The 21,429-nt window shown below is 65.6% G+C and carries 26 protein-coding genes and 1 pseudogene; 14 read left to right on the top strand and 13 right to left on the bottom strand.

The window, feature by feature from the left end; genetic code table 11:
• The first annotated feature begins 230 nt into the window (after positions 1-230).
• The 4 genes from RRU_RS12630 to RRU_RS12615 are packed head-to-tail and all read left to right on the top strand — an operon-like array spanning position 231 to position 2,399.
• A complete protein-coding gene (locus RRU_RS12630; RefSeq protein ID WP_011390193.1) occupies positions 231-587 on the top strand; it encodes an NADH:ubiquinone oxidoreductase subunit NDUFA12 in 357 nt (118 codons plus the stop codon).
• A gap of 39 nt (positions 588-626) precedes the next feature.
• On the top strand, positions 627-1,442 hold the full coding sequence (locus RRU_RS12625; RefSeq protein ID WP_011390192.1) for an MlaD family protein: 816 nt from the start codon (positions 627-629) through the stop codon (positions 1,440-1,442).
• Between the two features lies 1 nt (position 1,443).
• Positions 1,444-1,899, top strand: coding sequence for an outer membrane lipid asymmetry maintenance protein MlaD (locus RRU_RS12620; RefSeq protein ID WP_011390191.1), 456 nt, complete (start codon positions 1,444-1,446; stop codon positions 1,897-1,899).
• Between the two features lie 8 nt (positions 1,900-1,907).
• The gene (locus RRU_RS12615; RefSeq protein WP_011390190.1) at positions 1,908-2,399 is read left to right on the top strand and encodes a DUF2155 domain-containing protein; all 492 of its coding nucleotides are present in this window, start codon (positions 1,908-1,910) and stop codon (positions 2,397-2,399) included.
• Between the two features lie 28 nt (positions 2,400-2,427).
• Here the strand turns inward: RRU_RS12615 and aat are convergent, their stop codons facing one another.
• The 4 genes from aat to aroQ form a co-directional block, all read right to left on the bottom strand.
• A complete protein-coding gene (gene aat, locus RRU_RS12610; RefSeq protein ID WP_011390189.1) occupies positions 2,428-3,069 on the bottom strand; it encodes a leucyl/phenylalanyl-tRNA--protein transferase in 642 nt (213 codons plus the stop codon).
• 121 nt (positions 3,070-3,190) lie between these two features.
• Entirely contained in the window at positions 3,191-4,528 is a 1,338-nt protein-coding gene (accC, locus tag RRU_RS12605; protein ID WP_011390188.1) for an acetyl-CoA carboxylase biotin carboxylase subunit, read from the bottom strand.
• A 17-nt stretch (positions 4,529-4,545) separates the two neighbouring features.
• Positions 4,546-4,986 (bottom strand): acetyl-CoA carboxylase biotin carboxyl carrier protein, encoded by a 441-nt coding sequence (locus RRU_RS12600; RefSeq protein WP_011390187.1) that lies wholly within the window; start codon positions 4,984-4,986, stop codon positions 4,546-4,548.
• A gap of 57 nt (positions 4,987-5,043) precedes the next feature.
• Positions 5,044-5,493, bottom strand: coding sequence for a type II 3-dehydroquinate dehydratase (gene aroQ / locus RRU_RS12595; RefSeq protein WP_011390186.1), 450 nt, complete (start codon positions 5,491-5,493; stop codon positions 5,044-5,046).
• A 239-nt stretch (positions 5,494-5,732) separates the two neighbouring features.
• On the opposite strand from aroQ, the pseudogene thiS reads away from it, so the two are divergent.
• From thiS to RRU_RS12585, 3 genes and pseudogenes are all read left to right on the top strand, one after another.
• Positions 5,733-5,933, top strand: a pseudogene (gene thiS, locus RRU_RS20215) (sulfur carrier protein ThiS); the annotation flags it as partial.
• Positions 5,934-6,737: a bifunctional sulfur carrier protein/thiazole synthase protein gene (locus RRU_RS12590; RefSeq protein WP_414153050.1), complete on the top strand. Its 804-nt coding sequence runs from the start codon at positions 5,934-5,936 to the stop codon at positions 6,735-6,737.
• Between the two features lie 215 nt (positions 6,738-6,952).
• Positions 6,953-8,281 carry a flagellar hook protein FlgE gene (locus tag RRU_RS12585; protein WP_011390184.1) on the top strand — a complete coding sequence of 443 codons (1,329 nt, stop codon included), beginning with the start codon at positions 6,953-6,955 and terminating at the stop codon, positions 8,279-8,281.
• 14 nt (positions 8,282-8,295) lie between these two features.
• On the opposite strand, the gene RRU_RS12580 is transcribed toward RRU_RS12585, so the two are convergent.
• The 6 genes from RRU_RS12580 to RRU_RS12555 form a co-directional block, all read right to left on the bottom strand.
• Positions 8,296-8,622, bottom strand: coding sequence for a HigA family addiction module antitoxin (locus RRU_RS12580; RefSeq protein WP_011390183.1), 327 nt, complete (start codon positions 8,620-8,622; stop codon positions 8,296-8,298).
• A gap of 128 nt (positions 8,623-8,750) precedes the next feature.
• Positions 8,751-9,026 carry a type II toxin-antitoxin system RelE/ParE family toxin gene (locus RRU_RS12575; protein WP_014626377.1) on the bottom strand — a complete coding sequence of 92 codons (276 nt, stop codon included), beginning with the start codon at positions 9,024-9,026 and terminating at the stop codon, positions 8,751-8,753.
• A gap of 166 nt (positions 9,027-9,192) precedes the next feature.
• Positions 9,193-9,960 carry a DsbA family protein gene (locus RRU_RS12570; protein ID WP_011390181.1) on the bottom strand — a complete coding sequence of 256 codons (768 nt, stop codon included), beginning with the start codon at positions 9,958-9,960 and terminating at the stop codon, positions 9,193-9,195.
• Positions 9,961-10,057: 97 nt separating this feature from the next.
• Positions 10,058-10,783: an LrgB family protein gene (locus tag RRU_RS12565; RefSeq protein WP_011390180.1), complete on the bottom strand. Its 726-nt coding sequence runs from the start codon at positions 10,781-10,783 to the stop codon at positions 10,058-10,060.
• The gene (locus RRU_RS12560; RefSeq protein ID WP_237703765.1) at positions 10,780-11,163 is read right to left on the bottom strand and encodes a CidA/LrgA family protein; all 384 of its coding nucleotides are present in this window, start codon (positions 11,161-11,163) and stop codon (positions 10,780-10,782) included. Before RRU_RS12560 ends, RRU_RS12565 begins: the two co-directional genes overlap by 4 nt.
• Positions 11,164-11,231: 68 nt before the next feature.
• A complete protein-coding gene (locus RRU_RS12555; protein ID WP_011390178.1) occupies positions 11,232-12,605 on the bottom strand; it encodes a M48 family metalloprotease in 1,374 nt (457 codons plus the stop codon).
• 109 nt (positions 12,606-12,714) lie between these two features.
• Between RRU_RS12555 and RRU_RS12550 the strand changes: the two genes are divergently transcribed.
• Together RRU_RS12550 and RRU_RS12545 are read left to right on the top strand one after the other, a co-directional pair.
• On the top strand, positions 12,715-13,944 hold the full coding sequence (locus RRU_RS12550) for a gamma-glutamyltransferase (protein WP_011390177.1): 1,230 nt from the start codon (positions 12,715-12,717) through the stop codon (positions 13,942-13,944).
• Positions 13,945-14,007: 63 nt separating this feature from the next.
• Positions 14,008-15,165 carry an aminotransferase class I/II-fold pyridoxal phosphate-dependent enzyme gene (locus RRU_RS12545; RefSeq protein WP_014626375.1) on the top strand — a complete coding sequence of 386 codons (1,158 nt, stop codon included), beginning with the start codon at positions 14,008-14,010 and terminating at the stop codon, positions 15,163-15,165.
• Positions 15,166-15,219: 54 nt separating this feature from the next.
• Here the strand turns inward: RRU_RS12545 and RRU_RS12540 are convergent, their stop codons facing one another.
• Positions 15,220-16,338, bottom strand: coding sequence for a hypothetical protein (locus RRU_RS12540; RefSeq protein WP_011390175.1), 1,119 nt, complete (start codon positions 16,336-16,338; stop codon positions 15,220-15,222).
• A gap of 199 nt (positions 16,339-16,537) precedes the next feature.
• Here RRU_RS12540 and argC point away from each other — a divergent pair, with 199 nt between their 5' ends.
• From argC to RRU_RS12515, 5 genes are all read left to right on the top strand, one after another.
• Positions 16,538-17,596, top strand: a complete 1,059-nt coding sequence (argC, locus tag RRU_RS12535) for an N-acetyl-gamma-glutamyl-phosphate reductase (RefSeq protein ID WP_011390174.1) — start codon at positions 16,538-16,540, stop codon at positions 17,594-17,596.
• Positions 17,597-17,653: 57 nt separating this feature from the next.
• Complete coding sequence (locus RRU_RS12530) at positions 17,654-18,223, top strand: gamma carbonic anhydrase family protein (RefSeq protein WP_011390173.1); 570 nt, start codon at positions 17,654-17,656, stop codon at positions 18,221-18,223.
• A gap of 223 nt (positions 18,224-18,446) precedes the next feature.
• On the top strand, positions 18,447-19,223 hold the full coding sequence (locus RRU_RS12525) for a methionine ABC transporter ATP-binding protein (RefSeq protein ID WP_011390172.1): 777 nt from the start codon (positions 18,447-18,449) through the stop codon (positions 19,221-19,223).
• A complete protein-coding gene (locus RRU_RS12520) occupies positions 19,216-19,887 on the top strand; it encodes a methionine ABC transporter permease (RefSeq protein WP_011390171.1) in 672 nt (223 codons plus the stop codon). The genes RRU_RS12525 and RRU_RS12520 overlap by 8 nt, the downstream gene beginning before the upstream one ends.
• 55 nt (positions 19,888-19,942) lie before the next feature.
• Positions 19,943-20,731, top strand: coding sequence for a MetQ/NlpA family ABC transporter substrate-binding protein (locus RRU_RS12515; protein ID WP_011390170.1), 789 nt, complete (start codon positions 19,943-19,945; stop codon positions 20,729-20,731).
• 60 nt (positions 20,732-20,791) lie between these two features.
• Here the strand turns inward: RRU_RS12515 and RRU_RS12510 are convergent, their stop codons facing one another.
• Positions 20,792-21,163: a DUF2442 domain-containing protein gene (locus RRU_RS12510; protein ID WP_011390169.1), complete on the bottom strand. Its 372-nt coding sequence runs from the start codon at positions 21,161-21,163 to the stop codon at positions 20,792-20,794.
• Positions 21,156-21,320: a hypothetical protein gene (locus RRU_RS12505; RefSeq protein ID WP_237703876.1), complete on the bottom strand. Its 165-nt coding sequence runs from the start codon at positions 21,318-21,320 to the stop codon at positions 21,156-21,158. The genes RRU_RS12510 and RRU_RS12505 overlap by 8 nt, the downstream gene beginning before the upstream one ends.
• Positions 21,321-21,429: the final 109 nt, after the last annotated feature.

Here is a 21,429-nt window from a genome sequence, read left to right as displayed (position 1 = left end):
GTTCGCCGTGTTGGGGCCTAGATTATGTGTCTCCGGGAGGGGCTACAACTGGTTTTTTTCGCCTGACGCAGCCAAAATTTGTTGTGAGGGCGGGAACCCCTGGCGGGCTGCGGAGTCGGGCGGATGAAGTTTTTGGGCCTTGGCCTCGGGCTGGACGGACGGGAGCGCTTGCGCCATAGTGCGGCGCGACCAACCTTTCCCAGGGACTCGCGATAAGGAGTGAGACCGCCATGAGTTTCGCGACCCGGCTTTACACCATGCGCAACGGCGAACTGGTGGGCGAGGACGCCTTCGGCAACCGTTATTATCAAGAGAAGCGCTCCGCCCTGGGCCGAGAGGGGCTCTACCGGCGCAAGCGCTGGGTCTTCTATAAGGGAAAGGCCGAGGGGTCGAAGGTGCCCGCCGAATGGCACGCTTGGCTCCATCACACCAGCGACGCCCCCTTGGCGACGCCGGCGGCGGAGTGGGCCCAGCCCCATCAGCCCAATTTGACCGGAACGCTGGGCGCCTATGTTCCCGATGGCGATGAACGCGCCGGCGGCCGGCGCGCGGCGGCGACGGGCGATTATCAGCCCTGGCGCCCGTGAACACCCCGGTTTCTAGGCCGATGACGATAAGGACGACGAATGGCTGAGAGCCCCCGCAGGGAAACTCTGATCGGCGGCGCGGTGGTCTTGCTGGGCGTGGCGTTGCTGGCGGCGACATCGATCAATCGCCACGACGCTTCGGGACAGGCTGGAGCCTATCAGGTCGAAGCGGTGTTCAACCGAACCGATGGCATCGGCATCGGCAGTCCCGTTCGCTTGGCCGGCATTCCGATCGGCCGCATCGTCGGCCACAAGCTTGATCCCGAGTACCGGGCGATCGTGACCATGCGCCTGGATCTGCCCAACGAATTGCCCGACGACACCGCCGCCAAAATTCAAACCGATGGCCTGCTCGGCTCGAAATATATCGAACTGGTCTCGCTGGGCGGCGGCTATGGGACGATCGCCCCGGGCGGACGGCTTGATTACAGCCAGGATTCGGTGATCGTCGAGGACCTGCTGGTCAAGATCGTCGCCATGGCCAAGATCAAGCGCGGCCTTGATCCCGATATTCCGGCCGCCGAGCAGCAAAAAGCCAAGGCCGCCAGCCACCCTCAGGCGCCGCCGCCCGGCGGTGCCGGTGATCCCGGCGACCCCTTCGGCGGTGGGGCGGTCGCCCCGCCCGAGGTCAATCCCTTCGCGCCCGGGCCCTTTGAGGACGATCCGCCACCGCCCGAACCCGGGGTGTTCTCCCCCGATCCGGGTCGGGATGGCGTTTCCGAGCCGCCGCCGGCCCAGGATACGCGCCACGATATGCGCACGAATACGCTAAACGATACGGCGGGAACGGCGCCCGGCGCCGTGACCTTGGCCTCTTTGCCCGCCGTGCAAGCCGATGTGGAAGAAGGACGATAGGATGCGTAACCCGATCGAAACGATCATGGGCGCGGTGGTTCTGGTCGTTGCCGCCTTTTTCCTGGTTTTTGCCTATAACACCGCCGATCTCAAGGCGGTGACCGGCTATCCGATCCAGGCGGTTTTCCTCAAGGTCGGTGGTTTGGTGACGGGCAGCGACGTGCGGATCAACGGCGTCAAGGTCGGCACCGTCACCGGCCAGACCCTGGATTCCGATACCTACGAGGCGGTGGTCGATATGACCATCAGCGGCGATATCCATATTCCCGAGGACTCGCGCGCCGCCATCGTCAGCGATGGTCTGCTGGGGGGCAAATACGTGCGCCTGGAACCCGGCCAATCGGCGACCAGACTAGCCGCCAACGCCCGCCTGACCCATACCCAGGATTTCCAGTCGATGGAAGAACTGGTGGGCGAGATCATCTTCCTCGCGACACAGCCCGCTCCCGGGTCTTGAGGCTTACCATGCTCCGTCTGGTTTCCAGCCCCCGCGCCGCCGTTCTTTCGGCAACGGGCGGCCTTTGCCTGATGCTTGCCGCCACCGCCCCGGCCGGGGCCGAGGATATCAACGCCGATACCGCCCGCCTGGGCTGGCTTGACAAGACCACGGCGCGGGTGGGCGAAAGCAGCATCGCCGTGGGCGGCGACCTGCGGCTGGGGTCGCTGACCATCACCGTGCGCTCCTGCGTGCGCCGGGTGCCGCCCGACGATCCCGAAAGCGCCGCTTTCCTTGATATCGTCGAACGCGCCGAAGGGGTGGCGGCCAAGCAGATCTTCGAAGGCTGGATGTTCGCATCCAGCCCGTCGCTCTCGGCGATGGACCACGCGGTTTACGATGTCTGGGTCCTGCGCTGCGAGATCCCGGCCGACCGTGACGCCGGCGATAGCGGCAAGCCCGAAAGCGCCCCCGAAGCCGCCCCCATCCCGGTCGATCCCGGCGGCGCCCCGCTCGATTAAGGCGCCCCCTCGCGGTCCGGCCCCCCGGTCAGTAACCGCTGGGGGTGTCCAGGGCCGCCAGGACGTCGGGGACGTCGACGGTGAAATCGCCCATCACCTGCAAGGCGTTGCCAAGGCGGGCGTGGTAAAGCGGCCGGGCGATTTCGACGGCGCCCATGCTGCGCAGGTGGTTGGTGGTGAACTGGGTGTCGAGCAGGCGGAAACCGCCGCGTTTGAGCCGGGCGACCAGATGGCAGAGCGCCACCTTGGAGGCGTTGTCGACGCGCGAGAACATGCTTTCGCCAAAGAACACCCCGCCCATCGCCAGACCGTAAAGCCCGCCGACCAACTGGTCGCCCTGCCAGCATTCGACGCTATGGCCAAGGCCGAGGTCGAACAGGTCGGTGAACAGATGCTCGATCTCGGCATTGATCCAGGTTTCGTCCCGGCCGGGCACCGGGGCGGCGCATTGCTTGAGCACCTCGACGAAGACCGTATCGATGGTGACGGTGAAAGGGCAGTGGCGCAGCACCTTGCGCAGCGAGCGCGAGACATGCAAGCCGTCCAGCGGCAAAACGCCGCGCTCGTCGGGGTCGATCCAATAGAGTTGCGGGTCGTCATGGGCGCGCGCCATCGGGAAAACCCCGCTGGCATAGGCCCTGACCAGAATTTCCGGGGTGATCGAAATCACCGGCTGCACACCTTCTTCATCGCGTAGGAACGGCTCCGCTCAAGAAATCGGGGACGGCTTCCCGCGCGCGGCGGGAGGCCGTCCCCAAAGGAGATAGGATCAAAATTCCGGCGCGAAAGGCCTATTGGTCCACGAAGTTCTCGAGCCAGCGGATGTCATAGGCGCCATCGACGAATTCGGGGGCGCGGACGATGCGGCGATGCAGCGGCAAGGTGGTTTGAATCCCCTCGATGACGAATTCATCAAGGGCCCGGCGCAGCCGCATCAGGCATTCGTTGCGGGTCGCCCCGTGAACGATCAGCTTGGCGACCATGCTGTCGTAATGGGGAGGCACCATCACCCCCTGGTACAGCCCGGAATCCACGCGCACGCCCATGCCGCCGGGCTGGTGGAAATAGGTCACGCGCCCGGGGGAGGGGGCGAAGGTCACCGGATCCTCGGCGTTGACCCGGCATTCGATGGCATGGCCATGGAAGCGGATCGCCGATTGGTCATAACCCAGCGGCGCCCCGGCGGCGATGCGGATCTGCTCGCGCACCACATCGATGCCGGTGATCATTTCGGTGACCGGGTGTTCCACCTGAAGGCGGGTGTTCATTTCGATGAAATAGAACTCGCCCTCTTCGTAAAGGAACTCCATGGTGCCGGCGTTGCTGTAGCCTAGGCGTTCGACCGCGCGTCGGGCGATTTCGCCGATGCGGGCGCGCGCCTCGTCGTTGAGCGCCGGCGAGCGGGCTTCTTCAAGCACCTTCTGGTGCTTGCGCTGGAGCGAGCAATCGCGTTCGCCAAGATAGACCGCGCCGCCGTAATTATCGCCAAGCACCTGCACCTCGATATGGCGCGGGTTCTGGAGATATTTCTCCATATAGACTTCGGAATTGCCAAAGGCCGCCTGGGCTTCCGTCCGCGCCGTGCGGAAGGCCTCGCCCAGGTCATGGGGACCGGTGGCGACCTTCATGCCGCGACCGCCGCCGCCGGCGGTCGCCTTGAACAGCACGGGATAGCCAAAGGCCGCGGCGACCTTCAAGCCTTCCTCTTCGCTGGTCACCGCCCCGGCCGACCCGGGCACGCAGGGCAGCCCGGCTTCAAGGGCCGCCTGCTTGGCGGTGATCTTGTCGCCCATCAGGCGGATATGGCGCGGCGACGGGCCGATGAAGGTGAAGCCGTGGTCCTGGACCATCTCGGCGAAATCGGCGTTTTCGGACAAGAAGCCATAGCCGGGGTGGATGGCGTCGGCATTGGTGATGGTCGCCGCCGAGATGATCGCCGCCTTGGACAGATAGCTGTCACGGGCCGAGGGCGGACCGATGCACACCGACTCGTCGGCCAGACGCACATGCATGGCCTCGGAATCGGCGGTGGAATGCACCGCGACGGTCTTGATGCCCATCTCCCGGCAGGCCCGATGGATGCGTAGCGCGATCTCGCCCCGGTTGGCGATGAGGATTTTGTCGAACATGGGGCGCCCGCCCTCCCTCACTCGAGGATGATCAGGGGTTCGCCGAATTCCACCGGAGTGGCGTCGTCGACCAGAATGGCCGCCACCGTACCGGCGCGCGGCGCGCGGACCGGATTGAAGGTCTTCATGGCCTCGATCAGCACCAGGGTCTGGCCCTGGGCGACCTGATCGCCGACCTGCACGAAGGCGGCGGCGCCGGGTTCGCTGGAATGATAGACGACGCCGACCATCGGCGCCTTGATGGCCCCGGGGTGATCGGCCGGATCGGCGACCGCGGCCGGAGCGGCGGCGGCGATGGCGGCCGGCGCGCTGGCATAGGTCACCCCGGTCATGGCACCGCCTTTGGCGATGCGGATACGCAGGGCTCCGCTATCGTATTCGATCTCGGTCAGCCCGGTTTCGTCGAGCAACTCGGCGAGGGCGCGGATCGCGTCGCTGTCGATGGGGGTGTTCGCCATGGGATCGGTTCTCTCCGCAATGAAAGGATATTGGGGGGTCGGGCCGCGAACAGACGGTCAGCTCCGAACGCCCGGTTGGCCGGCGACGGCCTCGAGGGCGAGCGCGTAGCCCAGCGCCCCGAAACCGCAGATCATGCCGACGGCGGCCGCCGACACATAGGAGTGTCGGCGGAAGTCCTCGCGTCGGTGAATATTGGACAAATGAACCTCGATCACCGGCTTTTCACAGGCGAGCAGGGCGTCGAGGATGGCCACCGAGGTATGGGTATAGGCGGCGGCGTTGAGGATGATCGCCCCGTGGCCGTGGCGGGCCTCCTGAATCCAGGTGACCAATTCACCCTCGTGATTGGACTGGCGGAAATCGATGGCAAGGCCAAGGGCGGCCGCCCGTTCCTCGCACAAAACCCGGATGTCGGCCAAGGTGGTCGCCCCGTAGATTTCGGGTTGGCGGGTGCCGAGCAGATTGAGATTGGGGCCGTTGAGGATGAGGATGGGGCGTGCTGTCATCGGATTCCTGGCCCGCGCGGGCTTCTTCTGGCGCTTGGGGGGCGGATAGGGGTTATACCATGCTCCCCGGCCCTCGCAACAAATCCCGCGCCCGCTGACGGGTCATCCCAGTTGAATCCGACTGATCAGCGACCCATACTGAGGCCCTGCGGGACGAGGGCCGTCTCTCCGCCCAGAAAAAGCGGGATCGCTTTCGCGGAGGGGCCGCCCCGGATTGAGAGCCCGCCCAACAAACAGCCATGGAATTCCAAGACATGCGGGTGATCATCAACGGCGAGCCGCGCGAGCTCGCCCCCTCCGTTTCCATCGAGGCCTTGCTGGTTGGCATGGGGGTCGATCCCCGTAAGGTGGCGGTCGAGCGCAACCGCGAGATCGTGGCGCGGACCACTTATAAGGAAACCGCCCTTGATGAGGGCGATCAGCTTGAAATCGTCCATTTCATCGGTGGCGGCGACCGCTCGGACCCCCAGCCGGCCGATGATCCGTTCACCGTGGCCGGTCGGGTGTTCTCGTCGCGGCTGCTGGTCGGCACCGGCAAATACCGCGATTTCGAGGAGACCGCCCGGGCGATCGAAGCCAGCGGCGCCGAAATCGTCACCGTCGCCGTGCGCCGGGTCAATGTCAGCGATCCGTCGCAGCCGATGCTGGTCGATTACGTCGATCCCGCCAAATACACCTATCTGCCCAATACGGCCGGCTGTTTCACCGCCGACGAGGCCGTGCGCACCCTGCGGCTGGCCCGCGAGGCCGGCGGCTGGTCGCTGGTCAAGCTCGAGGTTCTCGGCGATCAGCGCACGCTTTATCCCAATATGGCCGAGACCTTCCTGGCCGCCGAGGCCCTGATTCGCGACGGCTTCGAGGTGATGGTCTATTGCGCCGATGATCCGATCGCCGCCAAGCGGCTGGAGGATATGGGCTGCGTGGCGATCATGCCGCTGGGGTCGCTGATCGGCTCGGGGCTGGGTATCATCAACCCCTATACCATCCGCCTGATCAAGGAGAGCGTCAGCGTTCCCGTGCTGGTCGACGCCGGGGTGGGAACCGCCTCCGACGCCGCCGTGGCCATGGAACTGGGCTGCGACGGCGTGTTGATGAACACGGCCATCGCCCAGGCCAAGGACCCGGTGCGCATGGCGCGCGCCATGCGGCTGGCGATCGAGGCCGGGCGGCTGAGCTATCAGGCCGGCCGCATGCCGCGCAAACTCTACGCCGATCCGTCCTCGCCGCTGGCCGGGCTGATCTAGGCCCGCCGCCAAGCCGGTCGTTTTTACCCGATGGGGCGGCAGGTTTTGCCGCCCCATCGGCGTTTTGATCCTGACGAGCACAAGACCTTGGCTGAAAGGTTGGGGTCTGGCCTTGGCATAGACTTTGCTGCATAGACCCCGGTTGGTCCATTTCCAAGGCTGTTCCGCGCGCCGCTCCGGCGGGCGGGGTCTTGTGACATGTCGGGAGAATGGCGATGAGCCTGGGTGGCGCGTTCACCAATAGTTCGATGGCGATGATTACCCAGTCCCATGCCCTGGGCCAGATTTCGACGAATGTCGCCAATATCAACACCACCGGCTACAAGCAGGTGGATACCAATTTCAAAACACTGCTGTCGGAATCCACCGCCAATTTCGATTTTTTCGGGGTAAAGCCCGTCGATTACCGGCGGGTGAGCGAACAGGGCGGGTTGCTGACCACCGGGCGCAATCTTGATGTCGCCATCGGCGGCCAGGGACTGTTCATGGTCAATCAGCAAGCCGATCTGTCGGGGGAGACCTTCTATACCCGCGATGGCTCCTTTGGCGCGCGGGTGGCGAAGGAAACCGTTGGCAAGGTGGTCGCGGGCAATTCCTATCTCTCCACCCAGGACGGCTATTACGTGATGGGATGGGCGGCCGATCAGGCCGCGGTGCAGGCGGGAACCGAGCCTTTCCCGGTCAATGACACCAAGACCGGGACGATCACCGGGGCGCGGGCGCTGAGCCCGATCCAGCTCAACACCCGGGCCGAGGCCGACGGTCAGGCGACCACCGCCGCCGTGGTGCGCGCCAATATCAACGCTTTGGCGACCACCACCCAAAGCCTGGGCATCCCCGTCTGGGGGCCGGAAGTGACGACGACGGCGGCCGACGGCACCACCTCGTCGACTTGGCCGCGTCAGAACGTGTCCTTGGAATTCACGCCGGTCGCCGGCACCCAGAACAGCTGGACGGTGGCGGTCTCCGATCCCAATGGCGGCACCACCGGTACGGCGACCCCGGCCCAGGTGACCTTCAACGGTGACGGCACCTTGCTCAGCCCCGACGATGGGCAGCTTGCCGTTGCCGTCACCTATGCCAATGGTACCACCGGCACCATCGCCGTTGATATCGACGCCCTGACCCAGGTCAGCGGCGCCACCCAGATCCGCAATCTTGATACCAATGGTTACAAGGAAGGGTCGCTGATCAGCACCAACATCGATGCCAGCGGCGTGCTGTCGGGCACCTATTCCAACGGCCAGACCCTGCCGCTTTACAAGCTGGCGCTGACCGATTTCCAGGCCAATGACCACCTGGAGGCGATCGGCAAGAACCTGTACCGGGCAAGCGACGCCGCCGGGGAAAGCCGGATCTTCAGCGCCGATAGCGCCGCCAGCGTCGGCACCACCGTGACCTCCGGGGCGCTGGAGCAATCCACCGTCGATCTGGGCGATCAGTTCAGCAAGATGATCACCACCCAGACCGCCTATTCCTCGTCCGCCACCGTTTTCCGCACCTGCGATGAAATGTCGCAGACGGTTTCGGGGCTGAAACGCTAAGGGGCGTGCGGGCCCTACGCGGGCGCGCCATTGTCAGGATGAACCGCGAAGGCTCCCGAGTGAACCGGACGGCCTTCGGTCAGACGGCGTTGGGCGTGCCAGAGGTCATAGGTGGTCTGGCCGTTCATCCACATGTGGGCGGAGGTTCCAAGGACTTCGCCAAGGCGCACGGCCGTGTCGGGGGTGATGCCGACATGGCCGTTGATGATCTGCGACAGATGCTTGCGCGATAGTCCGGTCGCCTCGGCGAAGGCGGTAATGGAGACGGCGCGCGGATCGAGATAAAGATCCTTCAAGATCTGGCCAGGGTGGGTTGGCTGTCTATTTTTGGGGATCATCATCGTCTGTCCTGAGAGGGCTTGAGGGCTATAGCCAATCCCGAGCGATCCGGATCAGACCGCGACGGCGATTTGCTTCACCATCAGTCTCTTAGAGCGGCGTGCGGGAACCAGGATTCACGGGCGCTACTCTAATGATAGTCTTCAAAACCTATATCCGTAATATCCGCCCCGTCGAATCGAAAGGTAATGCACCAATTTCCGCTGACGTGCATCGCATACTCTCCGGATCTGTTGCCTTTCAAGGGATGAAAGTCCTTCACGCCTTCCAGATCCCGAGCGCAGGTCGCCATGTTCAAGGCATCAAGAATCAAAAGACAATTGCGGTGATGGCGTTTGTCGATGTGGCGGGTGGTTCCGTCGTGAAACAGGTCTTCCAAAGCGCGAGTGCGAAATCTCCGGATCATAACGGGCACCTTCGATAAGGTGGCGGCGACGGCGCACTTGAGCTGTCGCGGTCTGTCTTTAGAGGCCCCGGCTCTTTTCCTGTTACCAAAATGGTGACGTTTAGGGAAAAATCAAGGAACGCCCACCGTCCGTCCCCATGAGGGGTGCGGACGGTGGAGCGTCGCCTTATTTCCCGCTGCGGGCTTCCTTGACCAGGGCCTTGAGGGTGGCGGGGTCGAGGGCGCCGGGGACGAGGCGGTCGGCGACGATGAAGGCCGGGGTGCCCGAGATGCCCAGGGCCTGACCGATCTGGAACGAGCGGGCGAGGGCGGCGTCAACCTCCTTGCCCGCCATGGCGGTCTTGAGTTTGGCCGCATCAAGGCCTTGGGCGCGGGCGATCCCGGCGATGGCCTCTTCGGTGAACTTGCCCTTATGGGCCATCAGCGCCTTATGGAATTCGGCGTATTTGTCCTGGCCGATCGCCGCCAGGGCGGCCCGCGCCGCCATCACCGACTCCGCTCCGAGAATGGGGTATTCCATCACATAGAGCTTGATCTGGCCGTCGGCCTCGACCTCGTCCCACAGCACGGGGAAAACGCGCTTGCAGTAGCCGCAGTTGTAGTCGGAAAACTCGATGACGGTGACGTCCCCCTTGGGATTGCCCAAAGCGGGCAAGCCTTCGGGGCTGTGCAACAGCGGGCCCAGGTCCTTGATGGCGCGCGCCTGCTGGGCCGAGGCCTCGGCCTCGTCCTTGGCTTGGAGGGCCTGGACGGCCTCGCGCAGGATTTCCGGGTCCGAGACCAGGGTGTCGCGGATCAGGGCGCGCACGGCGGCCTGCTGGGCGGGCGACAGGCTATCCTCGGCGGCCAGGGCCGGCGCAAGCGCGCCGCCGATCAGGGTCGCGGCAAGCAGCAGGGGGCGGAGCGCGCGAAGCGGACGAAGAGCGAAGGTCATCGGCGGCGAAATCCTTGGCTTTGGGAAAAGGACGATCTGAGTAACCGGCCGTCATGGCGAAACTGTGCGCCATCCGTCGGTCTGGGCGCAAGTTCTGCTAGAAGAATCCCACCAGCACCGCGACCACCAGGGTGGTCATCAGGCCGTTCATGCCCATGCCGATGCCGGCGAAGGTGCCGGCCAGCGGGTCGACCTGGAAGGCGCGCGCCGTGCCCAGGCCATGGGCGGCGACCCCGGCGGCGAAGCCCCGCGCCCGCATATCCTTGATGCCAAGGAGAGTCATCAAAGGGGTGACGATCACCGCGCCCAGCACGCCGGTCAGGATCACCATCACCGCCGTCAGTTCGGGCAGGCCGCCAATGCTCTCGCTGATGCCCATGGCGATCGGTGTCGTCGCCGATTTCGGCGCCATCGACAGCAACACCTCGGGCGTGGCGCCGGTCAGGGCGGCCAGCCCCATCGCCGAACCCGCCGCCACCGTCGAGCCGACGACCAGGGCGATCCCCATCGGGATCAGCGCCTGACGCACCTTGCCGATGTTTTCAAACAGCGGAACGGCCAGCGCCACCGTCGCCGGACCGAGCAGAAAGTGAACGAACTGGGCCCCGGAGAAATAGTCGTGATAGTCCGTTCCGGTGATCTTCAGCAGGCCGACAAGCAACAAAACGGCGATGGCCACCGGATTGACCAGCGGATTGAGGCGGGCGACGCTGTGCAGCCCCAGCCCGATCAGATAGGCGAGCAAGGTGACGGTCAGCCAGAACAGCGGCGTCGCGTGCAGATAGACCCACAGGTCGTGGATTTCGCCGGGAAGGCCGTTCATCGCCCGCCCTCCTTCTTGGCCTTCGAGCGCTCCATGATCTTGCAGACGGCGCGGAAGGTCAGGGCGGTGGCGATCAGGGCCAGGGCGGTACTGCCAAACAGGCTGACCGAGATCGGCAGCCATTGGTCGGCTAGGGTCTGTCCATGAAGGATGATGCCGACGCCGGCGGGAATGAACAGCAGCGACATATGGTTCAGCAGACCGCGCGCCACCTCGGGCAGGGAACTGGAGACCGGCAGGGTGACGGTGGTGCCCAGCAAAAGCCAGGCGAGCAGCAGAAGAAGGCCGAGCACCGGCCCGGGAATGGGCAGGTGCAGGGCCCGCACGATCAGCTCTCCCAGAAGCTGGCAGCCGAGCAGGGCGGTCATGGCGGTGGGCAAGGCAAGGACCTCCTCGAAACGACGGACGAACAAACGATCCTGGGGTTCCTCGCGATGACAGGGCCGCGTTAATCGCGATCTTCCTGGCGTTTCTTCTGGCGCTCGGCCTCGGCGATCAGATCCTGAAGGCGCAAGCCCTGGGGTGAGCCCTTGGGGATGCGTCCCTCGGCCCGTTTGGCATGGGCCAAAGCCTCGCGTGGGTCGCCCTGGGACAGGGCCATCTCGGCCAGATAATAGGCCGCCATCGCCTCGTCGCCCAGTTTGCCCGAGGCGTTGGCCATCTGCCGCCAAGCGAAGGAATTGGTCGGATCAAGCCCGAGCGCGGCGTTGAGATTGGTCAGGGCGTTTTCAAGCAAAGGCCGGTCGCCCAATTCCACCTGGACATGGGCCAGGGACACCAGAATAAGCGGTTCGGTGGGGGCGAGGCGGGCGGCCTTAGTATAGGAGCCGAGCGCTTCGCGCAGACGTTGGTTTTCAAACAACATCTGGCCGCGCAGTTCCTCGAAATAGGGATCGTTCGGATCCTCGGCGATCAGGCCGTCGATCAGCGGCAGGGCGCGGCCAAGATCACCCGCCCGGTAATAGGCGATGGCCCGGGCATAGCGGGCCGCGACCGATCGATCGGTCGCGGGATAGGCGGCCAGGGTGGCGCCGGTGGATTTGAGGAAGGCCATCAGCTTGGCCTTGGCCCGCTGATAGGCCAGGACCTCGGCGGGGGAGGGCGGAACGTCGCTGAAACGGGAATGGGCGACGTGGTCGGCCACGGCGGTGATGCGATCGCGGGTCAGCGGGTGGGTGCGAACGTAAGGGTCCTGGCTGGCGGTGATCAAGGCTTCCTGATCGCCCAGTTTGCGAAAGAACTTCAGCATGCCCGCCGCCGATTGCCCCGTGGCGTCAAGCATGCGCATGGCAAAGGAATCGGCCGAGCTTTCCTGGGTGCGGCTGAAGGTCAGAAAACCGCGCATCGCCGCCTGATTGGTGCCCATCATCACCGCGCTGCCGACATCGCCGCGACCGCTGGCGATACCGGCCGCCGCTCCGGCCAGCATGCCAACCAGCGCCGTCATCGACGCATTGGCCATTTCGTCCTTCATGCGCAGCAAATGGCCGCCGGCGAGATGGCCCATTTCGTGGGCGATGACGCCTTTGAGTTCGTCTGGCCCTTCGGTTTTGAGAAACAACCCGGTATAGACGAAAACCCGCATCTCGGTCGTGGCGAAGGCGTTGATCGTATCGTCGTTTATCAATCGGAAGGTGATGGCCCGATCGCCGATGCTCGCCGCGCGCAACAGTGGCGTCGCGATCATCGCGATGGTATTTTCGATTTCCGCGTCGCGGATCAGCGACATGCCCGCCGCCCTGGCGGGACTTGGTCCGGCGCCCAGCGCCCATAAGGCCAAGCCAAGCCCGAAGAAAAGCCTACCAGCAATGAGAAGGCGCATGCGCTTCACCATGATCTCCATAGACCGGATGTTTCCCCAAGCTAAGGGGCGGCGGCGGGTCCGTCAACGCGCCCGCCGGTCTGTTCTGGCCGTTCTTGCCGCGGGAAGTATGGTCGCCGGCTGCGCCGATGACCGCCAGATCGGCGTTGTCGGCTACATTGAAGGCTTTTCCGGGGTCGTCGCCGCCGATGAACCCCAGGCGGTTCTGGCCGGGCGCGATATCTTGAGCGCCGGCGGCCGCGCCGCCGATGCCGCCGTGGCCATGGCCTTCACCCTGGCCGTCACCTTGCCCTCCGCGGCCGGGCTGGGCGGCGGCGGCCTGTGCGTGGTCTATGACGCCAAGGCCAATAAGGCCGAGACCCTGGATTTCCTGCCCGGCCCGGCTTCGGGGGGAATGGCCGCCTATGGCGCGCCCGGCGGCGCCTTTGGCGGCGGGCGGGCGGTGGCGGTGCCGGCCCTGGGGCGCGGCATGTTCGCGCTGAATGCCAAATACGGCACGCTGCGCTGGGAAGGCCTGCTCGCCGCGCCGGAAAATCTGGCGCGCTTCGGCTTCCCGGTCTCGCGGGCCTTTGGCCAAAGACTGGCCGATTTGCCGCGCGGCCCGGGGGTGGATCGGCGATTGAGCGCCCGCTTCGCCGGGGTCAGCGAGGGGGGGCGGTATAGCGACGTCGATCTGGCCGGTCTGATCGGCCGCCTGCGCCAGCGTGGCCCGGGCGAGATGCACGACGGCCAACTGGCCCGTGAAATCGCTCAGGCCGCCCAGGCCGAGGGCATCGGCCTGACCGTCGAGGACCTGCGCCGCCAGTTGCCGCGCTGGCTGCCGACCACCACCGCCGAGCGCGGCAACGAGATCGTTCACACCGCCACCACCCCGGGCGCCGCCGGGGGATCGGGCGGCGCGGCGCCGGGCGCCACCGGCTTTGTCGTGGCCGACAGCTATGGCAACGCGGTGTCTTGCGCCCTGACCCTGGGGCGGCCCTTTGGCAGTGGCAGGATCATGCCCAATCAGGGCTTCGTGCTGGCCGATGCCAGCGCCGTGGCCGGGGGGGGCGAGGCTTTGGCCACCTTGCTGATGATCAACCCCAATGTGCACGAGTTCCATCTGGCGATCGCCGGCGCCGGCGCCGGGGCGGCCGCCCTGCAAAGCGCCGTCGCCCGCCCCTTGCTCGAGAATGAGGGCGATGCGCAAGCCGCGATCGCCGGGGCGATCTCCGCCGTGGCCAGCGGGGCGCGGGTCAATGTCGCCTCGTGCCCCCAGGGTATTCCGCCCAAACCGGCCTCGTGCCGGGCGGCGACCGATCCCCGGGGGGCTGGCTATGCCCTGAGGGCGGGCAGCTAAAAGCACCCTGGGTTCCCTTTTGCCTTTTTTTGCATGGCCCTCTTTTGCGTGGAATGTGGTTCGATGGCTTTGAAAGTGGCCCGGCGGGGCCTTATTCCGCCGTTTATCGTGATGGACGTGATGCGCGCGGCGGCGGAGCGCGAGGCCACCGGCGCCGAGGTCATGCACCTCGAGGTCGGCCAGCCGTCCACCGGTCTGCCCGAGCAGGCGCTTGACGAGGTGGCGCGGCGCCTGCACAGCGGGCCGATGGGCTATACGGTGGCCCTTGGCCTGGATGCCCTGCGCGAGGCCATCGCCTTGCATTACCAGCGCACCCAGGGGGTGGCTGTCGATCCCGGCCGCATCATCGTGACCACCGGATCCTCGGCGGGCTTCATCCTGGCCTTCCTCGCCGCTTTCGAGGCCGGCGACCGCGTGGGGCTGGCCGCGCCCGGCTATCCGGCCTATCGCCATATCCTCAAGGCCCTGGGCTGCGAGCCGGTGATCTTGCCGACCGGCCCGGAAACCCGCTACCAGCCGACGGTGGCGGTGCTGGAAGAGGCCGGGATGGATCTGGACGGGTTGATCGTCGCCAGTCCGGCCAATCCGACCGGCACGGTGATGCCCGCCGCCGACCTCAAGGCCCTGGTCGCTTATTGCGGCGAGCGGGGGATCCGCCTGATCTCCGACGAGATCTATCACGGCATCACCTATGGCGAGGCGGCGTTAAGCACGGTCGGGCTTGCCGAGCATCCGGTGGTGGTCAACAGCTTTTCCAAATACTTCTGCATGACCGGCTGGCGCCTGGGCTGGCTGGTGCTGCCCCCCGACCTGCTGCGCCCGGTGGAATGCCTGACCCAGAACCTGTTCATCAGCCCGCCGGCCCTGTCGCAATACGCCGGGCTGGCCGCCTTGCGCCATCATGGGGCCTTTGAAGAGAACATCCGCCGCTATGCCCGCAATCGCCAGATCCTGCTTGATGCCCTGCCGGCGGCGGGCTTCGGCGCCTTCGCCCCCGCCGATGGCGCGTTCTATCTGTATGGCGATGTCAGCGGCCTGACCGACGACAGTCTGGGGTTCTGCGCCCGCATGCTGGCCGAAACCGGCGTCGCCGCCACCCCCGGCCTTGATTTCGACGACGCCCGCGGCGCCCATTTTGTCCGCTTCAGCTTCAGCGGCGCGACGGAAACCATCGAAAAGGCCGCCCGTCGTCTGCTGGAATGGAAAGGCGGTCGCGGATAGGGGGGAGGAGAGGCCTGGAATAGCGTTCTAGGACGATATTCCAGGCTGGCGGTGCTACTGCCCGGCCGGCAACGGGTCGCCGTCGGGGTGTTCTTCGAAGGCGTCAAGCGAGGTCTCGGCGGCGGGCTTGGAAGAGGCTTTGCCTTTTGCCTTGGGGGCTTCCGTCGTCTCGGCCTCCTCGAAATAGCCGGCATAGGGATCGTCGGGGCGGGCGGCGCGGGTCAGGCGCAGGCGGTTACGCACCATGAGGACGGCCAGTCCGCCGCCACCGATCGCCAGCAGGCCGCCAAACGCGACGGCGATCCAGAAGAACAGGGCGCCCCAATCGAAGGGCTTGCGCGCCGCCTCTTCGGCCTGGCGGTTGGCCTCTTCCTCGGCAAGGCGGTTGCGCGTGGCGTTGGCCGCCGTCGCTGCCGCCTGATCGGCGCCTTCGGGCAAGGGGCCGATGGTGCGGGCCACCGCGGCCTCGGCGCTGGCCTTATCCTGGACAGTGGCGGCCCCGGCCTCGGCGGGGATTTCGCTCCCCGGCGGCGCCATCGTCGTGCCCACCGGCGCCACCTGACGCACCATGATTTCCGATGGCCCTCCGCCCGGGCCGGGGGTGAGCAAGCCCATCTTGCGGGCGATCACGCAAGGCGGATAGGTCATGTAGTAGGGATGGGCGCCGACGCAGTCGCTCGGGGTTTCCGGGGGCGGTTCATCGGGCGGCTGGGTATAGGCGGGCATCGCCCCGACATCGGGGGCCGGAGCCACGGCGACGGCGGGCGGCGGCGCGGGTACGGGGGCGGCGCGGCGGTTGGCCGGGGGCGCGGCTTGCGGCGGGGCGGGGGGCGGGGCGATGATCCGGCCGACCGCCTCGGCTGGAACGCGCAAAGGTCCGGGATCGCTGCCCGGCGGCGGGGCGGGGTCCAGGCTGCGGGTGGTGGTGGCCGAATCGCTGTTACAGCGGAAAACGGTTTTGCCGGTTTTGAGATCGAGGACCAATTCGCCGACCTCATCGCCATTGGCGCCCTCGCGGCCGATGCAGGTGCCGATGGCGCCGTCCACATCGTTCTGGGGCAGGCCCTGGGCGCTAGCGGTCGCGGCTTGCGCGAGGCAGCCGACCAGCGGCAGGGTGGCGCGTGCCAGGGTCCGGCCCACGCTCCGGGCCAAGGTCTGGTCAAGAAGGCTCATCGGGGCGGCGGTCCTTCAGCGGCGTCGGGCAAGGGGATCTCCGACGATCTTGGAAGGATACGGCCGGCCGGCGATCTTGAAAAGGTTTGCCTCGACCGGTGGGGGCGATGTATCCAATCTTTCCGGCCATTTTCATGTTTTCGCCGGCCGATCAAGACCGGCGCCGGGAATTTTTCCCTATCTTACAAGGATCTTGGTTATGAGCGAACGGGTCAATGTCGCCATCCTCGGGGCCAGCGGCTATACGGGCGCCGAACTCGTTCGCCTGCTCGCCCGCCATCCGCGCGTGACCCTGGCGGCGCTGACCGCCAACCGCAAGGCCGGCCAAGCCTTCGCCTCGGTCTTTCCCCATCTTGGCGGGCTCGATCTGCCGGTTTTGTCGACCATCGAGGCGGTCGACTGGTCGGCGATCGATTTCGTCTTTTGCGCCCTACCCCATGGCACGACGCAGACCATCATCGGCGATCTGCTGAACGGCCCCCACGGCGGGCGGCTGCGCATCGCCGATTTGTCGGCCGATTTCCGGCTGGCCGATCCAATGGTCTATCAAACCTGGTACGGCCATGCCCATGAGGCGGTCGAGCTTCAGAAGGAGGCCGTTTACGGCCTGACCGAGATCAATCGCGCCGCCATCGCCACGGCCCGATTGGTGGCGGTGCCCGGCTGCTATCCGACCAGCGCCCAATTGCCGCTGATCCCGCTGCTGCGCGCCGGCCTGATCGATCCCGACGCCATCATCATCGATGCCAAATCCGGCGCCTCGGGGGCGGGGCGCGACGCCAAGGAAGGCTCGCTCCATTGCGAGGTGTCCGAGGGCATCCACGCCTATGGGGTGGGCACCCATCGCCATGGCCCCGAGATCGAGCAGGGTCTGAGTCTGGCCGTCGGGCGGCCGGTGGCGGTGACTTTCACCCCCCATCTGATGCCGATGAACCGGGGTATCTTAAGCACCATCTATCTGCGTGCCACCGCCGGCAATGACGCCACCACCCTGCGTCAGGCGCTGAGCGCGGCCTATGCCGACGAGGCCTTCGTGCGGGTGGTGCCCGAAGGGGTGTCGCCCCATACCCGTCATGTGCGCGGGTCGAATTTCGTGCTGATCGGCGTTCACGCCGACCGGGTGCCCGGCCGGGTGATCGTGACCTGCGTCGAGGATAATCTGGTCAAGGGCGCCTCGGGTCAGGCGATCCAGGATATGAACGTCATGCTGGGCTTCCCCGAAACCCTGGGGCTTGATCAGCAGCCGCTGTTTCCCTGAGCGACATAAGGGGCGTCCGTCGGGCGCCCCTTTTTCATTGAAGAAAGGGTCGCGACCATGTCCGCCTCCGAGCCTCCCGCCGTTCCCTTGGGCACTCCCGCCGCCGCCGGGCCGATCATCCTGCCCCATCGCGGCATCTGGCCGAGGATCGCCAGCGACGCCTTCATCGCGCCCGGCGCCGTTGTCATCGGCGATGTGGAAATCGGCGCCCGGACCAGCGTGTGGTTCGGCTGCGTGCTGCGCGGCGACGTTCACCACATTCGCATCGGCGCGCGCACCAACATCCAAGACGGCACGATCGTCCATGTCACCGGCGGTCATCTCGGCACCCTCATCGGCGATGATATCACCATCGGCCACCGCGCCCTGCTGCACGCCTGCACCCTGGAAAGCAACTGCTTCGTCGGCATGGGCGCCATCGTCATGGACGGCGCGGTGGTCGAGTCCTGGGCGATGGTCGCCGCCGGCGCCCTGGTCACGCCGGGCAAGCGGGTGGAAAGCCGCAGTCTCTGGGCGGGCAGCCCGGCGGCGCGCAAGCGCGACCTGAGCGCCGAAGACATCGCTTTTTTCCCGGAATCGGCCCGGAAATACGCCGATCTCGCCGATATATACGTCGAAGAAATGTGAAATATATAGAAATACCACTGTTGACATGCTGAATTAAGCTGTGGTTCTTTGTTGAACCGCCGCCGGGTCCGTCCTATATCCGGTCACACTACGCGCCGATTTGCTCCTCAGCTTGCGGGCGCGCAACAAATGCGGCTAAAGCGGGGGGCGTCGGGTTTCCTTCCCGCACGACCGCCTCGGAAACAGCCGTGGCGGTTTTTTTGTGTCGTGAAGGAGTGTGCCGATGATTCGGCTCGCCGATATCCATAAGGTTTATCCCGCGCGGAGGGGATCCCCCGCCCATCCAGCGCTCAAAGGCATCAGCCTTGAGGTGGGCAAGGGGGAGATCTTCGGCATCATCGGACGGTCCGGCGCTGGCAAGTCGACCCTGCTGCGCTGCATCAACCTGCTTGAAACCCCCTCCTCGGGCACGGTGACGGTGGACGGCACCGATGTCACCGCCCTGGCCCGGCGCGATCTGCCGTTGTTTCGCCGGCGCCTGGGCATGGTTTTCCAGCACTTCAATCTTTTGTCGTCGCGCACCGTGTACGACAATGTCGCCCTGCCTTTGGAACTGGCCGGCGCCGGCAAGGCCGAGATCGCCCGGGCGATCGACCCTTTGCTGCCGCTGGTCGGGTTGGAAGACAAGCGCGATCGCTATCCCGCCGAATTATCGGGCGGTCAGAAGCAGCGCGTCGGCATCGCCCGCGCCCTGGCCAGCAGCCCGAGCGTCGTGCTCTGCGACGAGGTGACCTCGGCGCTCGATCCCGAAACCACCCGTCAGATTCTCGCCCTGCTGCGCGACATCAACGCCCGCCTTGGCCTGACCATGGTGGTCATCACCCACGAGATGAAGGTGGTCAAGGCGCTCTGCGACCGGGTGGCGGTGATGGACCAGGGGGCCATCGTCGAGGAAGGCCCCGTCTCTTCGCTGTTTGCCGCTCCGCGTCACGAAACCACGCGCTCGCTGCTCGCCGACGAGTTCATCGATCTGCCGATCCGGGAGGCGGTCCATGCTTGAGACGCTGTTCCACACCCTCGCCCCGCTGCTTGGCAAGGCGACCCTCGAGACCCTTTACATGGTCGTCGCCTCGCTGGGCATCGGCACCGCGCTCGGTCTGCCGCTTGGCGTGCTGCTCGCCACCTCGGGGCCGGGCGAATTGTTCGAGATGCCCTGGCTGCGCCGCATCGCCGGCCCGGTGGTCAACGCCACACGCAGCGTGCCCTTCATCATCCTGGCCGTCGCCATCATCCCCTTCACCCGGCTGATCGCCGGCACCTCGATCGGCACCTCGGCGGCCATCGTGCCGCTGACCGTCGCCGCCATCCCCTTCATCGCCCGCATCATCGAAGGGGCGGTGCGCGAGGTTGACGGCGGGCTGGTCGAAGCCGCCCACGCCATGGGGGCGCGGCCGCTTCAGGTGGTGTTCAAGGTGCTGCTGCCCGAGGCCCTGCCGGCCATCCTCCATGGCCTGACCCTGACCGCCGTCACCCTGATCGGCTATTCGGCGATGGTCGGCGCCGTGGGCGCCGGCGGATTGGGCGACCTGGGCATTCGCTATGGCTATCAGCGCTTCCGCCCCGACGTGATGATCGCCGTGGTCATCACCCTCATCGTCATCGTTCAGGCCGTCCAGACCCTGGGCGACCGGCTCGCCCGCCGGGCCGACAAACGCAACATCTGATCGCGCCCCCCGCGACCAATTTTGATACGACCCGTTTTCGAAAAGGATCTCCCCTATGCGTTTTCTCAAGACGATCGCCGCCGCCGCCATTCTGGCCACCGGCTTCGCCGCGCCGGGCTTTGCCGATACCAAGATCAAGGTCGGCGTGACGCCGGGCGAGCATGAAGAGGTGATGGAGCAGGTCAAGGCCCTGGCCAAGGACAAGGGCCTTGATGTCGAGATCGTGACCTTCAGCGATTACGTGCTGCCCAATCAGGCGCTGAACGATGGCGACCTGCAGCTCAACAGCTTCCAGCACGTTCCCTACCTTGAAAACCAGATCAAGGACCGCGGCTATAAGCTGTCGGTGGTCGGCAAGAATTTCGTCACGCCGATGGGCGTCTATTCCGAGAAGCTGAAAAGCCTCGACGCCCTGCCCGAAGGCGCCCGCTTCGCCCTGCCCAATGATCCGACCAACGGCGGCCGCGCCCTGCTGCTGCTCCAGGCCAAGGGCGTGATCACCCTGAAGGACGGCGCCGGGCTCAGCGTCACCCCGGCCGATGTGGTGGGCAACCCCAAGAAGCTGAAGTTCATCGAGCTTGACGCCGCCCAGCTTCCGCGTTCGCTGCCCGATGTCGACGCCGCGGCGATCAACACCAACTACGCCCTTGATGCCGGCCTCAACCCGACGGACGACGCGATCGCCATTGAAAGCGCCGAAAGCCCCTATACCAACGTCATCGTCGCCCGCACCCAGGACAAGGACGCCGAGTGGGTCAAGGCCTTCGTCGCGGTCTATCAGTCCGAGCCGATCCGCAAGTTCATCCTCGACACCTATAAGGGCGCGGTTCTGCCCGTGTTCTGATCATTCGCCGATCGATACTGAAAAAAAAGGCCCCCGGGGATCTTCGGGGGCCTTTTGCTATCAACGGGGAAGGTTTGACCAAGCGTCCTTGGCGGCGGATGGGGGCGGTTCCGCGCGCTTGGCCATCCACGCTTTCGTGCCGAAGATACCGGCCATCAGGCCCGGCAGGGAAAGATCGACGTCCAGGGTTTCCCAATGCAGACCATAGCCTTGGCCAAGGATTTCGACAGCGCAAAGCTGGTCGTCAGAGGCGCCCTCAAGTCCCTGCGCCAGTCGCGGCGGAAAGGCGAAGGTGCAGCCATTTTCAAGATCGACAATCACCCGGGCGGATGATCGATCATAGCGCGCCTTGGCGGCGCGCGGTTCGTTCGCATGGGCACTCCGGCCCCGCTCCAGGGCGGCGTCGATGAGGGCATCGGTAAGGTCAGCCATGTCTTGCTCTCCAACGCGCCAGAAAATCAGCCTGCCGCTCGATTACCACAGCCATCGCGCGACGCACCTCGTTGTGCTTCATATCCTCGGCCCAGATCAGTTCCGGTTCCCCATCGGGACCGATCAAATTGATCTTGGCATGCCCATCGCCGAACACATGCACATGGGCCGGTTCATGGTCATCGCTAAAAATGACGATGCGCAGGCCATGCGCCCGATAGATCGTAACTATGACCTCAGATGACCTATCTTTATGGGGTCTTCAA

It is taken from the genome of Rhodospirillum rubrum ATCC 11170, assembly GCF_000013085.1.
Taxonomy (GTDB): Bacteria; Pseudomonadota; Alphaproteobacteria; order Rhodospirillales; family Rhodospirillaceae; genus Rhodospirillum; species Rhodospirillum rubrum.
This window is presented reverse-complemented; position numbering and strand designations above follow the sequence as displayed.